The sequence below is a fragment of the Paenibacillus rhizovicinus genome (assembly GCF_010365285.1).
Taxonomy (GTDB): domain Bacteria; phylum Bacillota; class Bacilli; order Paenibacillales; family Paenibacillaceae; genus Paenibacillus_Z; species Paenibacillus_Z rhizovicinus.
Genome location: NZ_CP048286.1, coordinates 5503068 through 5518554 on the forward strand (window position 1 = coordinate 5503068; position 15487 = coordinate 5518554).

The window sequence follows — 15487 nt, forward strand, 5'->3', positions numbered from 1 at the left end:
TTCCTGGTTCCGGTATTGCCGCCGAGCGAAGCGGAGCTAAAGCCTAGTATGATTCGAAACACGGGAAGGCGGCTGCCGAGAGGCGGCCGTCTCTTTACGTTGCCGCAAGACATGAACAAAATGGAATAGGAGGTGCTGCCGGGCGGAGGAGTCCGTCTTGGCGATGTCGAATAAATTCGTCATAAAACCGTTAATAGGATGCTATTTATTCGTAGAGAGCACGGCAAGCGTTCTATAAGATTAGTCCGAGAACTGCCTGACAGGGAGTGAGACGATGAGGACGAAAGTGTTAACGCAATCGCAAATCGAACAATTCATCGAACTGGGGTACGTGCATCTGAAAGAGGCGTTTCCGCGCGAGTCGGCGCTTGCAGCGCAGCAGTTTCTATGGACGCAGCTGGAGAAGCAGGGCGTGCTGAAGAACGATCCTTCGACGTGGACCCAGCAGATGGTGCACATCAGGGAACAGTTCGACGACGAGTTGTTCCAAGTTTGCAATACGGAACGGCTGGCCAACGCCATCGAAGATTTAATCGGAGAAGGTCGTTGGAAGGAACGCTCGGTTTACGGACAAGACGAACGAAAAACGCTGTGGGGCTGGTGGCCGGTCAACTTCTCCTCCGGCGCCGATCGTCCTTGGGACGTGCCGGTAAAAGGCTGGCATTGGGACGGCATGATGCGTCCGCACTATGTGGACAGTCCCGAGCAGGGACTGCTGCTGCTGTGCGTCTTCTCGGAAATCGGTCCGATGGGCGGCAGCACCTTGGTGGCTGAGGGATCGCATAAAATCGTCGCCAATCTGCTGGCGGAGAACAGCGACGGACTGATGGCCGACGAGGCGATTCATTTAGCGAATCGCTCGCATCCGTGGTTAAGGGAATTGACGAATTCACATGACGATGACGCCGTTGCGGCCGACGTATATGCGGCGGATGCGGACGAGGCCGAGGATTCCGGCAGCAGTGATCGCATCAAGAAGTTTATGGAGCAAACGTACGTGGACGGCAACGGGGTTCGCCTGCGCGTAGTCGAGACGCCTTCGTCGCCCGGCGACGTGCTGCTCTGCCATCCGTTCCTCTATCATTCCGCCTCGCAGAATCTTTCGGGCCTGCCTAGATTCATGTGCAATCGCGCGACGCCGCTGATCAAACGGATGAATTTGAATCGGGCGAACGCGGAGGATTATTCGCCGCTGGAGCTGAGCACGCGCAGTTCGATCGTACGGGTGTAAGCCGCTCGCGCTGGCTCGGTTGTCTTAGTCGCAAGCTGCAAGCTAACCGAACCAGGTAGGGAGAAACCGCCATTCGACTTCTATTGGAGTCGGACGGCGGTATTTCTATTTCTAGCGGAATCGCTCCGGATTTTGTTATTATACGTAATGATCTAACCTTTAACTATGAATACGCGGCGAAGCTTGCAACAAGGCCGAGCGGAGGGGAATGTGACATATGGAAGCGGCTTATTGGAATAAGGAACTAACGGTGGAAGAACGGATCGAGGATCTGCTTGGGAGAATGACGACCAAGGAGAAAGTGGGACAGGTCAACCAGCATATGTACGGCTGGAATGCTTACCGACGGTTGCCGGATGGCATCGAGCTGACCGAAGCATTCAAGCAAGAGGTCGCGTTCGGGGACGGGATGGGAGCGTTGTACGGCCTATTCCGTGCCGATCCGTGGTCGGCGGTTACCTATGAGAACGGGATTACGGCGACGCAGAGCGCGAAGGCGGCCAACGCGGTGCAGCGGTATATTCGCGAGCATACGCGACTTGGCATTCCCGTTCTGCTGTCGGAGGAATGTCCGCACGGTCATCAAGCGCTCGACGGCACGCTCATTCCGACGAACATCGGAATCGGCTCCACATGGAATACGGAGCTGATGGAGCGGGTATATGGGCATGTCGCGGCCGAAATTCGCGCGCGCGGCGCGCATGTCGGATTGATCTCCACGCTGGACATCCTTCGCGAGCCTAGATGGGGCCGCTCGGAGGAATGCTACGGCGAGGATCCTTATCTCGCGGCGAAGATGACGGAATCGGCAGTCCGCGGTATGCAAGGCAGCACGCCGGAAGAGCTGAAGAAGCCGGACAAAATCGCGGCGCTGCTGAAGCATTTCGTCGCGCAGGGCGCCGCGCTTGGCGGGCGCAACTCCGGTCCGGCGGGAATCGGGGAGCGCGAGCTTCGCGAGATCCACCTGCCCGGAATGCTGGCGGGCGTCCGTGCGGGAGCACAGGGCTGCATGGCGGCCTACAATGAAATCGACGGCATTCCATGCCATGCGAACAAGGAGCTGCTGACCGGCATCCTCCGCGACGAGTGGGGTTTTGAAGGCGTGGTCATGGCGGACGGAGTAGCGATTGACCGTCTGTTGTCGATGACGGGCGGCGATTACGAATCGGCGGCGGGGATGGCGCTTGCGGCCGGCGTCGATCTGAGCCTGTGGGATACGTCGTTTACGACGCTTGAAGCTGCGGTGGAAGCCGGCAAGGCCGAGGAGGAACTGCTCGACCGGGCCGTTCGCCGCGTCCTGAAGCTCAAGTTCGAGCTCGGCCTGTTCGACAATCCGTTCACGGACGAGGACATCGCTAAGGAGACGGTCGGCAGCGAGACTTTCCGGCTGGACAATCTGCAGGCGGCGCGCGAATCCATCGTGCTGCTGAAGAACGAGGATGCGCTGCTGCCGCTCGGCAGCAACTACCGCAAAATCGCGGTCATCGGGCCGAATGCGGACAACATCTATAATCAACTGGGCGATTACACGTCGACTCAGCCTGCAGGCAAAGGGGTCACGGTGCTGGAAGGCATTCGCCGAATCGCCCCTGAGGGGACGGAAGTCGCCTATGCCGCAGGCAGCGGCATTCGCAGCGGCACGCCGGAACAGCTGCAAGAGGCGCTGGACGTCGCGGCAGACGCGGACGTCGTCGTGCTCGTCGTCGGCGGAAGCAGCACCCGCAATTTCGATATCCGCTTCGATACGAACGGCGCCGCGATTACGACGGAAGGCGTACCGGGCGAGATGGACTGCGGCGAAGGCGTCGACGTGGCCGACCTGCAGCTCGGGGAGCCTCAGCGCGAGCTCGCGAAACGGATCGCGGAGACGGGGAAATCCGTCATCGGCGTCGTGATTCAAGGCCGGCCGCATGCCCTGACGGATATCGATTCGCTATGCGGCGCGCTGCTGTGCGCATGGTATCCCGGTCAAGAAGGCGGCCAAGCGGTCGGGGAAATTTTGTTCGGACAGGTCAATCCGAGCGGCAAACTGGCGGTCTCCTTGCCGAGATCTGCCGGGCAGCTGCCGGTTTATTACAACTATAAGGACGGCGGCAGCAGACCGGGTTACTTCGATCTGACGGGACAGCCGCTCTACACGTTCGGGCACGGACTCAGCTATACGTCGTTCGCTTATGAAGGACTGGAGCTTCAGCCTGCGGCCATTTCCGTCAAGGAGCTGGTGCAGGGTGGGCGCGTCGCCGTGAAAGTCACGGTCCGCAATACCGGCGAAACGGCGGGCCAGGAGGTCGTTCAGCTGTACGTCAAAGATCTGGAAGCGAGCGTAACGCGGCCGGTGACGGAACTGAAAGGGTTCCGCAAGGTTGGACTTGCGGCTGGCGAATCGCAAACGGTCGTCTTGGAGCTTGGCTTGGATGAGCTGGCGATTTGGACCGCTTCCATGGATTTCGCCGCAGAGCCGGGCAGGATGCGCATTGCGGTCGGCGGCAGCCAAGACGGGGATTGCACGGCCGAACTGACGATCGTGCGGGACCATTGATCCGATAACCGGAGCTGAACGCGGATTATGGCCTCCGAACGCTAATCATCAGTGATGAATCAATTGCAACATCGGAAGTCGCGGGCGGCTTTAGGTCAGTTTGTGGATTGACACCAGGCAGTATAGGGAATAATATATGTTTATTATATATAATATATATTGAAAAGAGGATGCACATGAACAGCGCGCTTCGTCCCTCGTCAGTCCCTTTAGTTGCCGTAGATCCCTATTTCAGCGTATGGTCGGCTGCCGATCAGCTGACAGATGACTTTACCCGCCATTGGACCGGTCAAAGACATGCGATGACAGGCCTGATTCGTATCGATGGAACCGTATGGCGCTTCGCAGGAAAAGTACAAGCGAAGGCGGAACGTTACTATGCGGAACCGCCGGCGATGACGCAGAGCGAGCTGCGCGTAACGCCGCTCAGCACCGTGTATGGTTTCGAAGCTGCCGGCGTGGCGCTGAAGGTTACGTTCACGACGCCGCTGCTGCTGGACGATCTGGATATCTTGTCGCGGCCGGCTTCCTATGTCTCGTTCGAAATCTCGTCCTTGGATGGACGGGAGCATGAGGCAGCGGTGTACTTCGACGTCACCGGCGAATGGTGCGTGGACCATCCGCAGCAGGCCGTCATCTCCGAATCGCCGACGGTAGGCGGGGATTTGGTCGCGCTGCGCATGTCGCATGAACGGCAGGATTACATGAATCGTTCCGGAGACGATCACCGGATCGACTGGGGTTATTTCTATCTGGCTGCCCGGCAGTCCGATCGCGTTCGGGCAATTACGGGTTCCGCCGAAATGCGCAAAGCTTTCGTCCGGAATGAACAATTGGCAGGTCATGCCGTCACCGGGTTGCCGCAGTCGGTCGCGGACGAGCAGCCGGTCATGGCGCTCGTTCATGAGTTTGGCCGCATAGCTGACGCTCCCGTTGGAACGGTGATCGTACTGGCTTACGACGATGTTTATGCGATCGAGTACTTCGGCGACAAGCTGCAAGCGTATTGGAAACGGAACGGCCAAAGCACGGAAGCCATGCTGGCATCCGCATTCTCGGACTACGAGTCGTTGATGGCCCGCTGCGATGCATTCGACAAGCAGCTGCTGGCTGACGGAGCGGAAGCAGGCGGAGCGAAGTACGCGGATTTGCTGGCGCTCTCATACCGCCAGTCGATTGCCGCTCATAAGCTGGTCACGGATACGGAAGGCGCGCTGCTTTTCTTGTCCAAGGAATGCTACAGCAACGGCTGCATGGCGACGGTTGACGTCAGCTATCCGTCCATTCCGCTCTATCTGCTCTATAATCCGGCGCTAGTAGAAGCGATGATCCGACCGATCGTCCGCTATGCGGAAAGCGATGCATGGCCGTTTGATTTCGCGCCGCATGACATCGGCCAATACCCGATCGGCAATGGCCAAGTATACAGCGACAACGCGATCGAAGGGCAAATGCCTGTCGAGGAATGCGGCAACATGCTGATTATGGCGGCTGCATACTGTTTGGCTGGCGGCAATTCGGATTATTTGCTGGGCCATATGGAGCTCTTGACGACATGGGCGAATTACTTGGTCGAGCATGGACTGGATCCCGAAAATCAGCTGTGCACGGATGATTTTGCCGGTCATTTGGCCCGCAACGCGAATTTGTCCGTCAAGGCCGTGATGGGCGTGGCCAGCTTCTCGATCTTGAAAGGGATCGAAGGCGACGCGGAGGCGAAGGCGCATTACCGGAAGCTCGCGCAGGAAATGGCCTCGCAATGGGGAACGCTTGCGGACGACGGCGACCATACGAAGCTGGCGTTCGGCCAAGCGGGCACTTGGAGCTTGAAGTATAACTTGATCTGGGATGTGCTGTTCGGAACCGAGCTGTTCGAGAAACAAACGCTGCGGAACGAAGTGGCTTGGTATGTGAAACAAAGCAATGTGTACGGGACGCCGCTGGACAGCCGGGCGACGTATACGAAAGCCGATTGGCTCGTTTGGTCGGCCGCGCTGGCGGTAGATCGCAGCGATTTCGTCTCGCTGACGGAGCCGATCTGGACGATGCTGAACGAGACGCCGGACCGCGTGCCGTTCTCGGATTGGACGGATACGCTGACGGCCCGCCAGCTCAACTTCCAGCACCGCAGCGTCGTCGGCGGCATCTTCATGAAGCTGCTGAAGGACAAAGGGATCCTGCGCGAAAGCTGATCCGCTTGCCGCTTGCTGCTTTTGCTAGATTAGGCTGGCTGGGATTGATGGCCATAGATGAAAGAGAAACCCGCGTGTATTGTGACACGGCGGGTTTCTCTTTTTTTGTTTATTTGGGGCATGAGTAAGGTGAAAAGGTTCGCGGTGTGCGCCGTATCGCGCGAACAGTGGCAGAATAGGAGCATGAGCTGCACCCAGTACAGTACATTGGCGGGTTCGGGAAGGATGAAGGAACAAGGGGAAGGGGCTCTTTGATAAGGTACTCTTTTGGCCTTTCCGATTCCGAATTCGCATGCTAAACTGGATTTTTATGGAAAGTCATATAAATTGAATATAGTCCTGAAGCACGGGCTGTTCTCTCGGTTTTATCGAGGGGGCAGCTTTATTTTGTTTGAGCGAGGAGAGAGTGACATGGATCATAGGTTTGAGACGGCTTACGAGCGCATGATGGAGAAGGCGCTGGCCGACAGTTCATCGGAACGCAAAAGGCGTCTTCTGGAGAAGGCGCAGGCAGAGAAAACGATGCTCGCAAACGTTTGGTGGCCGGCAGTCGGCCATTTGGATGATCTGCACCCGGAGTATGAGATGGCGGATTTCAAAGGAGGTACCCGATTCGCGGATTATGCCTACCTCCCGCCGCTGCCGTTTCGGCTGATCGTGGAAATCGACGGCTTCGGCCCGCACTGGCGGGATGTTAGTCGGTGGAAGTTCGCGGACGATCTTCAACGCCAAAATCATCTGCTTATCGAAGGATGGAATATACTGCGCTTCGCTTTTGACGACATCAATGAAAAGCCGCGCCGCTGCCAGCGGTCTCTACTGATGGGTTTAGCCAAGTGGGGCGGCATGCTAAAGACTGGGCAATTGGCATTGGACGTGTATGACCCCTTCGGGAAGAAAGATGCGGTATAAGCTGAGCATTGGGATGAGTTTGGCTCAAGTGTAGAGAAGCGCAAATCGTGGCCTTCGCGAATAGTCCGACGGCCAGGGGTCGGCATCACCTTTGAAGTCGAAAACGATTTGCACCTGGATTTAGGGTTCAATTACAACAGTGACGGTACGGGGAAGATAGACGGTTCGCATAGCAGGACTACGAACGTGGCTGCAAGCGGCGAAATGAAGGCGAAATTGGAATTCGGACCTCAGCTGGGTATTTATCTGTCGGTATTCCAAATCGGCATGGCTGGCCTGGAGGGCATGGCGGGTATTCGCGGCGAGGTGACCATAAAAGCGATGGGGCTCTCCACCGCGGGCGGGGTTACGCCGCTTTGTTACCAAAATGAATGGGATTTCTTTGCCCGCGCCCAAGCTTCGATTATCGTGGATTTGTGGCTGAAGTCATTCAAGTGGGACGTTGAGCTGGGAGAAGCGACACTCCCGATTTCAGGCCAGAATACCTGTCAGGAAGATTTAACGCTCGATGAAGCGAAGCGGATCGTGCTTGACGGGATTACCTTGGTTAACCATTTAGGCAGGGCGGATGCCCAAATGAATCTAAGCGAAGAAGCGATCCAACGAAAGTATGCGGGTCATCATAAGGAAATAAGCAAGTATTTCTCCGACCGTATCATTGACCGTATGTTTGGTTACTACGAACAGTATTTCCTCCGTCAAGACACGTTTACGGATGAAACCGAGATACGGCGTTCCTTTGATTTTGCGCCGAAATTAACAGGAGCGGAAGATGAGTTCGCGCTGAATCTCAGAAACCCGTATCTGTTAGATGGTATGGGGTCGACGCATGCGTACAAAGAGAAATTCACCTTCCTCTATATGGCCGATCAATGGATGGTAGATGACATTTCCGTAGACAATTCCTACGATTATGATACAAATGCACCGATTCCAGACTTTTCGCTCGACCTTAGCATTGATGAAGCGAAGAAACTGCTAAGCGACGATGAGTATTTGAAGAGCCTCCATGCACAAAACATCAAATTCGTAGATGAATTGGCGCCGACAACTTCATGGAAACAGGCACCGCAGTTTGGGTATTACGATCGCTTCACCTTCACTACGGACGATGGGCCTATGGCGTATCTAGTGATGAAGGAAACGGGCGAGACGTTCGATTACCAGAAAGTAACGGGCGTTAAACCAAACGGAGGCGCTGTAACGGTTCAAACGCTTAAGAACGACGCTTTCTACCAAACCTCCATGCTTGACGATGCCGGCCAAGCTTATGATGTCTACGTGTATGCGGGAAATCAAACCACGGAAACCTCCGAATTCTCGTGGGCATGCGCCACGGAGGGGGCAACGACGTACTCCGGTAATTATGATATCTATGCAGTCAATAAAAGCACCGGGAAAATGATCAAGCTCAACATCGGAAATCAGACGTTGGATAAGGAGTTTAATCGAGCTCTTACCGTGACGGGCGCGACAAATTTGCTCGGTATCAGCGAATGCGAAGGGACAAATGCATTTGGCGATGCCTTGTATTACATCCACGCCGGGAAAATCATTCTCATCAAAACCAGCGAGGGGTACGGAGGGGTAGGCGTGGCAACGCCGCTTAGAATCAAGTGTACGGCTAAGAATACGTTCCAAACCTTAAACTACTATCGAGATGACGATCGGCCCTGGATTCTAGATACCTATCAGCTGAATCCGGCAACGGGCATCCTCAAGAATATCAAAACGCAAACATTTAAGTTTAATCAGCGGCCTTCATTTTAATTGAGCGGCTGGATGCAGCTGTATAAACAACAAGACGCGGAGCGGAATGCTCTGCGTCTTTTTGCCTTTTTTGCGCATACGCCGATGAATTGTTGACTTATGTGGTTTTTGATTTATATAATAAGGGAATTAAGCACAAAATACCACATAAACATTAGAGATCAGTACCATTCTTCTTACTTTAATACATCTGGAGGTAACTTGAACATGGCCCTACCTAAGCTAGCTATCATTCACACGACCCCTGTTACGGTCGATCCCCTCAAAGCATTGGCGGCGGAATTTATGCCGGGCTGGGATCTGATCAATTTCGTGGACGATTCCATTCTTCCGGAGCTCATTCAGAACGAAGGCATGACCGAGACGGTCATCGAGCGCTGGCTGACATACGCCAAGTTTGCCGAACAGCAAGGAGCGGCTTACATCGTCAGTGCTTGCTCCTCTGTCGGCGAGGTGGCTTCAATGGCGCGGCAGGTCGTGCAAGTGCCCGTACTTCGAATCGACGAAGCGATGGCAGAGGAAGCGGTGCGAAGCGGCCGAAGAATCGGCGTGGCGGCTACGCTGTCGACAACCTTGCAGCCGACCATCAGCCTCATTGAAAGCAAGGCGGGGCAGCAAGGCCGCGAGATCGAAATCAAGTCGGCTCTGGCGGCAGAAGCCTACAGACTCTTGATGAACGGCGACAAAGAAGGACATGACAGAGTGCTGGCCGAAGTCCTGCTGAATCTCGTGAAATCGGTTGATGTCGTCGTACTGGCGCAGGCTTCGATGGCACGGGTCGTCGCTTCGCTGCCGGAAGAGCTGCAGCCGAAGTTCTTGGCAAGCCCGCGCATCGGCATCGCGCATATTGCGCAGATCGCGGCGGGAGATCGCCGTGTCCGCTAAGCAACAGATGCTGTTAAGCATCGATGTCGGCACGACCCATTGCAAGGCGGCATTGTTCTCCGAGCAAGGAGAATTGCTCCGAATTTCGAAAATGAAAACGACATCCTACATTAAAGACGGATGGACGTATTATAATCCCGAGCAGCTTTGGACCGGAATCGCCGGCCTTATTCGCGACATCGTAGTGCCGGCAGCCGAAGAAGCGGCCGTGTCCGTAGCGGCGATCGGCATCGCAAGCATGGCGGAAACGGGGGTGCTCGTCGATCCCGTGACCGGGGAGGCAAGGTCGCCGTTCATTCCTTGGTTCTCCCGCTGCTCCCTCTCGCAAGCCGATCAGATTGCTGCCGAAGGGAATGTTCTGGAGCGCTTCCGCGCTACGGGGCTGCACGCCGGCTTCAAATTCGGAATGGCCAAGTTGCTATGGCTGCGTCAGCAGGGTCCATCGGCGCTGGATGGCGCCGTGTGGCTATCGGCTTCCGACTATATCGCCTATAAGCTGAGCGGGGCGATGGCAACCGATTATACGCTGGCGGCCCGTACGTTCGCTTTTCGTATCGACAAGAAGGAATGGGATTCGGATTGGATCCGGCATTTCGGCTTTCATCCCTCCTTATTTCCGGAAGCGGTCCCTAGCGGCACGATAATCGGCAGCGTTCATTCCGAAGCCGGCTCTCTACTGGGGCTTCGTGCCGGCATTCCGGTCGTCATCGCCGGCCATGACCACGTCGCTGCCAGCCTTGCGGTCGGGGTCGTCAAACCGGGACAGGTGATGGATTCGATGGGGACCGCCGAGACGCTCGTCGGGGTATTGGCCGAACGGCGCTTGACGGAGGAAGACTTCGGCTCCGGCTTGTCGTTCGGCTGCCATCCGGTAGCGGGACACAGCTTCTGGATGGGCGGTTTGTCGGCGTCCGGAGGCTCGGTGGAATGGTTTCGTTCGGTCTTGTCCGAACCGGAGTTGAGCTATGAACGGATTTTGCGGCTGTTGTCCGAACATGCCGAGGCGAATGAAGCGGGAAGCCCGACGGGCATCCTCTATTTTCCTTACTTGTCCGGCAGCGGCGCTCCGGAACCGGACGCCAGGGCGCGGGCGGCTTTTATCGGCATGACCGCCGAGCACGGGCTGACCGATTTATTGACAGCCGTGCTGGAGGGCACCGCCTACGAGATGGAGTGGATCCGTCGTACGGGCGAACACGCCACTAACGCCGCCATCAAGGAGCTGATCCTTACCGGCGGAGGCACGCATAATCCGGCATGGCTGCAGATTAAGGCGAACGCGTCGGGTTGTCTGCTGCGGAACGCGGAGCTTCCGGAAGCGGCGCTCCTTGGCGCGGCGCTGCTGGCGGGCGTCGGGGCCGGCGTATACGAGAATGCCGAACAGGCGGCCGGCACGGTTGCGGCTTCCCGCAGGGGCCGAATCGTGTATCCGCAAGGGGCAGCGCATGATAAGTACAAGGTGCTTTTCGAAGAGGGCTACGTTCCATTGCAGCAGCCGCTAAGAAACTATTACCGCATGCTGTAGTTCGCGGAGGCGAAACGAAACGGCATGGAAAGGTGCTGAAGACGAGATGCAGGCTTTATCCGAACATTTATATATCTATCCGGATACATGCAAGGTTTACGTGGTCAAGAACGGCGCGGAAGCGGTGCTGATCGATTTCGGAAGCGGCGACGTGCTCGACTGCCTGTCCGAAATCGGCGTTACCCGGGTCAGTGCCGTTCTGATGACCCATCATCACCGCGATCAAGGCCAAGGGCTTGCCCGCGCGGCGGCGGCCGGCATTCCGATCTGGGTGCCCCATATGGAGCAGGAATTGTTCGCCGAAATGGATGCGATTTGGCAGTCGCGCCAAGTGCTGAACAACTATAACGTTCGCCAGGAGCGTTTCTCGCTGCTGGATGCCGTCCCGATAGCAGGCACCTTGAAAGACTACGAATCCTATACCTTCGGGGGCTGCCAGTTCCAGATCGTTCCGACGCCGGGGCATACGCCCGGTTCCATTAGCGTGCTTGCCCGTATCGATGGCCGGCTTAACGCTTTTACCGGCGATCTCATCGCGGGGCCGGGAAAGCTATGGTCGCTCGCCGCAACGCAATGGACCTACAACGGCGGCGAAGGTCTGCCGGCAACCGCGGCTTCGCTGCTGGACTTGCAGGAACGCGGTCCCGAACGGCTGTTGCCGTCTCACGGCGAGACGATGGATCAGCCTGTCGAGGCGATAGCGAGTCTCATTGAACGTTTAAGAGAGATGATGAAGCATCGGCAGCAAAATCCACGGCTGTTTCAGTTTCTCGAGCAGCCCTTCGAACCGGTAACGCCGCATCTTCTGCGAAGCCGAAACAGCGAATCGAATTATTTCGTGCTGCTCTCGGAGAGCGGCAAGGCGATGTTCCTGGACTTCGGTTACGACTTTCACACCGGGAAGCCCGCGGAAACGGATCGGGCGGCCCGCCGTCCTTGGCTGCGTACGCTCGGCACGTTGAAGAAGCAGTACGGGGTGACCAAAGTGGAGACGGTCGTCCCGACCCACTATCACGACGATCACGTCGCCGGCTTCAATTTGCTGCGCGATCATGAAGGAACGGAGGTATGGGCAGCGGATACGTTTGCCGGCATTCTGCGTCATCCGGAGCGTTACGATCTTCCTTGCCTCTGGTACGATCCGATTCCGGTCGACCGGGAGCTGCCGCTCGAAACGCCGATTGCCTGGGAGGAATACCAGCTGACGCTATACCCGCTGCCGGGGCATACCCGCTATGCGGTCGCGATCGCGCTGGAGGTCGACGGGCGGAAGGTGCTGGTAGCCGGCGATCAGTATCAAGGCGGCGACGGGCTTCTCTATAATTATGTATACAAAAATCGCTTCGACGCCGATGACTATATGGCCAGCGCAGCGTTGTACAAGAAGCTGCAGCCCGATGTCATTCTTACGGGACATTGGGATCCGCTATGGGTGGAGCCGGGATATTTCGAGGAACTGGATCGACGCGGCGAAGCTCTGGCGCGCATGCATCGGGAGCTGCTCCCGCTCGAGCAGCTTGATTATGGCGCGGAAGGCTTCGGGGCGCGCATCGTGCCTTATCAGAGCGAAACGCGGAGCGGAGAGACGGTTACGCTTGAGATCGAGGTAAGGAATCCATTAAGCAGGGATGCTTTGGTTGAGGTTGATTTGCTGCTGCCTTCCGGATGGCACGCCGATCCTCCCGAGTCGGCGATTACGCTTGCCGCCAAGAAAGAAACGAAGCTGTCCGTCCGCGTGACCCCGAACGGATTGCCGGTTCGGCGTGCCCGGATTGCCGCTGATCTCAAAGTGAACGGAATGCGGATCGGCCAGCATGCGGAATCCTTGATTACGATAAAAGCTCATTTGAACGAGGGGGACAGGCTATGATAGCATCGCAGCGCAGAAATGTGATCAAAGAGATGCTGATGGAAGAGCGGAGCGTGAAAGTCGTCGACCTCGCCAAGCATTTCAACGTGTCGGAAGAGACGATTCGCAGAGATCTTTTGCAGCTGGAACAGGAAGGTTTTCTGGAGAAAAATTACGGCGGCGCGATACTGGCGGAGGAATTGCAGCAGGCGATGTCGACCGTGCCGCCCTTGCATCAGCGCAAATTTCAATATTACGAAGAGAAAGACGCAATTGCTAAGGCGGCTGCCGGCCTTGTGAAAGACAATACGAACGTCATCCTGGACTCCGGCTCCACCACCTGGTGCGTGGCCCGGCATCTCAAGAACGTTCCTGATCTGACCATCGTGACGAACGGCATCAACATTGCGGAGGAATGCAGCGCGAACGAGGAGCGCAGCATCTTCTTGATCGGGGGAAAGCTGATTCGCAAGTCCATGTGCCTGGTCGGCCCGCAAGCCGAGGACGAGCTCCGGAAGTACGATGCCCAATACGCGATTCTCGGAACGTCGGGCATCTCGCTGCGCAAAGGCTTCACGAGCTCCGATCTCTATGAAGCGCAAGTGAAACGGGCCATGATCTCGGCGGCGCAGAAGGTCGTGGTGGTCGCCGATCACAGCAAATTCCTGAAGAACGCCTTCGTATCCTTCGCCACTTTTCAAGAGGTGGATATCCTCATTACCAGCGAGCTTACCGATACGGCGGTTCTGCATGAAATCGAGCAGCACGGCGTTCAGATCATCGTATGTCCAATCAAAAACGGAACGAGGGAACAATCATGAACCCAGCACTGGTGAAATTATATGCGAAATACCCTGAACTCGAAGAAGCGTGCGGCGCCGATATCGTCGGCGCGTTCGAGATCATGAAGACATCGTTCGCGCAAGGCGGCAAGACGCTGGTCTGCGGCAACGGCGGCAGCGCGGCCGATTGCGAGCATATCGTCGGGGAGCTGATGAAGGGATTCCTGCTGCGCCGTCCCGTTCCGGGGGGATTTCGCGAGGAGCTGAAGGCGGTATCGCCGGAGGCGGCGGAGTACATCGCCGATAACCTGCAGGGCGCGCTCCCGGCCATCTCGCTGGTCAGCCATACCGCCTTGGCGACGGCCTTCGCGAACGACGTGGCGCCGGATCTGGTCTTTGCCCAGCAAGTGTACGGTTACGGGAAGCCGGGCGATGTCCTGGTAAGCCTCAGCACCTCGGGCAATTCCGCGAACGTGCTGCACGCGATTACGGTCGCCAAGGCTTCTGGCCTGCGCACGATCGGCTTGACCGGCCGCTCGGGCGGACGCATGAAGGAGCTGTGCGACGTGACGATCCGCATCCCGGAGGACATGACGCCGGATATCCAAGAGCGGCATCTGCCGGTTTACCATGCGCTTTGCATTTTGCTGGAGGAGGCGTTCTTCGAATCATGACCTGGATCGGCGGCGTGGACATCGGCGGCACCAAATGCGCCGTTACGATAGGCAAGGCTCTGGCAGACACGGTAGACGTCGTCGCCAAATTCAAATTCCCTACCCCAGGGACGCCCCAAGAGGCGCTCCGCGCAATCATGGACGCGATGGCCGGCTTGCTGGCCGAGCACCCGCAGGTATCGCTTCAAGCGATCGGCATCAGCTGCGGAGGACCGCTCGACAGCCGATCCGGGCTTGTATTGTCGCCTCCCAACCTCCCCGGGTGGGACGGCATCGACGTGGTGTCGCCGCTTCTGGAGCGATTCGCGGTGCCTGTCGGGCTGCAGAACGACGCGAACGCCTGCGCGCTGGCCGAATGGAAATGGGGAGCAGGCAGAGGGACGCGCAATATGATCTTCCTGACGTTCGGCACGGGCATGGGAGCGGGCTTGATCCTGGACGGCAGGCTGTATGCCGGAACGAACGACATGGCAGGCGAAGTGGGCCATATGCGCATGGAGAACGACGGCCCCGTCGGCTACGGCAAAGCGGGCTCGTTCGAAGGCTATTGCAGCGGCGGCGGCATCGCGCAATTAGGGAAGCAGCAGGCTCGGGAGGCGCTTCTTCGAGGCGAGGCGCTTTCGTTCTGCGAATCGGAGGAGGCGCTGGATTCGCTTACGACGCAGCGGATCGGCGAAGCCGCGAGCGGGGGAGATCCGCTTGCGCTCGAAATCTTCCGCGTCGTCGGGGAGAAGCTTGGCCGGGGATTGGCCATTCTCGTGGACGTGCTGAATCCGGAACGGATCGTCATCGGAAGCATCTATGGACGCCAGCAAGCGATTCTGGAGCCGATCGTCATGAAGACGCTGAGCGAAGAGGCGCTTCCTTATTCGCTGCGGGCCTGCAGCATCGTACCGGCCGGATTGGGGGAAGCCGTCGGGGATTTGGCCAGCCTGTCGGTCGCATATAACCTCGTCGAGCCTGCGTGAGTTCTTCTTGCGCCGGCCGGCTTCCATGCGTCGAGGTAATCGGCGTCTCGGCATCTTGACGCGGAATTGGAAGGTTTAGGAATGAAGTGAGGCGCAGTCGAACACAATAGTATGGAATCAGAACCGTCGAGGAGGAATTCGACGGTTTTTGACGTTTTTA

The 15487-nt window shown here is 57.2% G+C and carries 11 protein-coding genes; all 11 read left to right on the forward strand.

All coding sequences use genetic code 11. From position 1 onward, the window contains the following. The first annotated feature begins 274 nt into the window (after positions 1-274). Positions 275-1231, forward strand: coding sequence for a phytanoyl-CoA dioxygenase family protein (locus GZH47_RS24560; RefSeq protein WP_162643653.1), 957 nt, complete (start codon positions 275-277; stop codon positions 1229-1231). 217 nt (positions 1232-1448) lie between these two features. Continuing rightward, positions 1449-3770, forward strand: coding sequence for a glycoside hydrolase family 3 N-terminal domain-containing protein (locus GZH47_RS24565; RefSeq protein WP_162643654.1), 2322 nt, complete (start codon positions 1449-1451; stop codon positions 3768-3770). A gap of 176 nt (positions 3771-3946) precedes the next feature. After that, positions 3947-5962, forward strand: a complete 2016-nt coding sequence (locus tag GZH47_RS24570; protein ID WP_162643655.1) for a glutaminase family protein — start codon at positions 3947-3949, stop codon at positions 5960-5962. 411 nt (positions 5963-6373) lie between these two features. Next, positions 6374-6874, forward strand: coding sequence for a hypothetical protein (locus GZH47_RS24575; protein WP_162643656.1), 501 nt, complete (start codon positions 6374-6376; stop codon positions 6872-6874). Positions 6875-7060: 186 nt separating this feature from the next. Next, positions 7061-8644, forward strand: a complete 1584-nt coding sequence (locus tag GZH47_RS24580) for a hypothetical protein (RefSeq protein ID WP_162643657.1) — start codon at positions 7061-7063, stop codon at positions 8642-8644. A gap of 207 nt (positions 8645-8851) precedes the next feature. Beyond that, the gene (locus GZH47_RS24585; RefSeq protein WP_162643658.1) at positions 8852-9529 is read left to right on the forward strand and encodes an aspartate/glutamate racemase family protein; all 678 of its coding nucleotides are present in this window, start codon (positions 8852-8854) and stop codon (positions 9527-9529) included. Continuing rightward, positions 9519-11054, forward strand: coding sequence for an FGGY-family carbohydrate kinase (locus GZH47_RS24590; protein ID WP_225446196.1), 1536 nt, complete (start codon positions 9519-9521; stop codon positions 11052-11054). Before GZH47_RS24585 ends, GZH47_RS24590 begins: the two co-directional genes overlap by 11 nt. Positions 11055-11100: 46 nt before the next feature. Continuing rightward, entirely contained in the window at positions 11101-12924 is a 1824-nt protein-coding gene (locus GZH47_RS24595; protein WP_162643659.1) for an MBL fold metallo-hydrolase, read from the forward strand. Then, positions 12921-13724 (forward strand): DeoR/GlpR family DNA-binding transcription regulator, encoded by an 804-nt coding sequence (locus tag GZH47_RS24600; RefSeq protein WP_162643660.1) that lies wholly within the window; start codon positions 12921-12923, stop codon positions 13722-13724. The genes GZH47_RS24595 and GZH47_RS24600 overlap by 4 nt, the downstream gene beginning before the upstream one ends. Next, on the forward strand, positions 13721-14359 hold the full coding sequence (locus GZH47_RS24605) for a D-sedoheptulose-7-phosphate isomerase (RefSeq protein WP_162643661.1): 639 nt from the start codon (positions 13721-13723) through the stop codon (positions 14357-14359). The genes GZH47_RS24600 and GZH47_RS24605 overlap by 4 nt, the downstream gene beginning before the upstream one ends. Continuing rightward, positions 14356-15327, forward strand: a complete 972-nt coding sequence (locus GZH47_RS24610; protein WP_162643662.1) for an ROK family protein — start codon at positions 14356-14358, stop codon at positions 15325-15327. Before GZH47_RS24605 ends, GZH47_RS24610 begins: the two co-directional genes overlap by 4 nt. The last annotated feature ends 160 nt before the right edge of the window (positions 15328-15487 follow it).

Bases quoted from the DNA above. Each gene is read 5' to 3' on its own strand.
- GZH47_RS24610 (WP_162643662.1), top strand. From the start codon at position 14,356: ATGACCTGGATCGGCGGCGTGGACATCGGCGGCACCAAATGCGCCGTT.
- GZH47_RS24585 (WP_162643658.1), top strand. From the start codon at position 8,852: ATGGCCCTACCTAAGCTAGCTATCATTCACACGACCCCTGTTACGGTC.
- GZH47_RS24595 (WP_162643659.1), top strand. From the start codon at position 11,101: ATGCAGGCTTTATCCGAACATTTATATATCTATCCGGATACATGCAAG.
- GZH47_RS24605 (WP_162643661.1), top strand. From the start codon at position 13,721: ATGAACCCAGCACTGGTGAAATTATATGCGAAATACCCTGAACTCGAA.
- GZH47_RS24560 (WP_162643653.1), top strand. From the start codon at position 275: ATGAGGACGAAAGTGTTAACGCAATCGCAAATCGAACAATTCATCGAA.
- GZH47_RS24565 (WP_162643654.1), top strand. From the start codon at position 1,449: ATGGAAGCGGCTTATTGGAATAAGGAACTAACGGTGGAAGAACGGATC.
- GZH47_RS24570 (WP_162643655.1), top strand. From the start codon at position 3,947: ATGAACAGCGCGCTTCGTCCCTCGTCAGTCCCTTTAGTTGCCGTAGAT.
- GZH47_RS24600 (WP_162643660.1), top strand. From the start codon at position 12,921: ATGATAGCATCGCAGCGCAGAAATGTGATCAAAGAGATGCTGATGGAA.
- GZH47_RS24575 (WP_162643656.1), top strand. From the start codon at position 6,374: ATGGATCATAGGTTTGAGACGGCTTACGAGCGCATGATGGAGAAGGCG.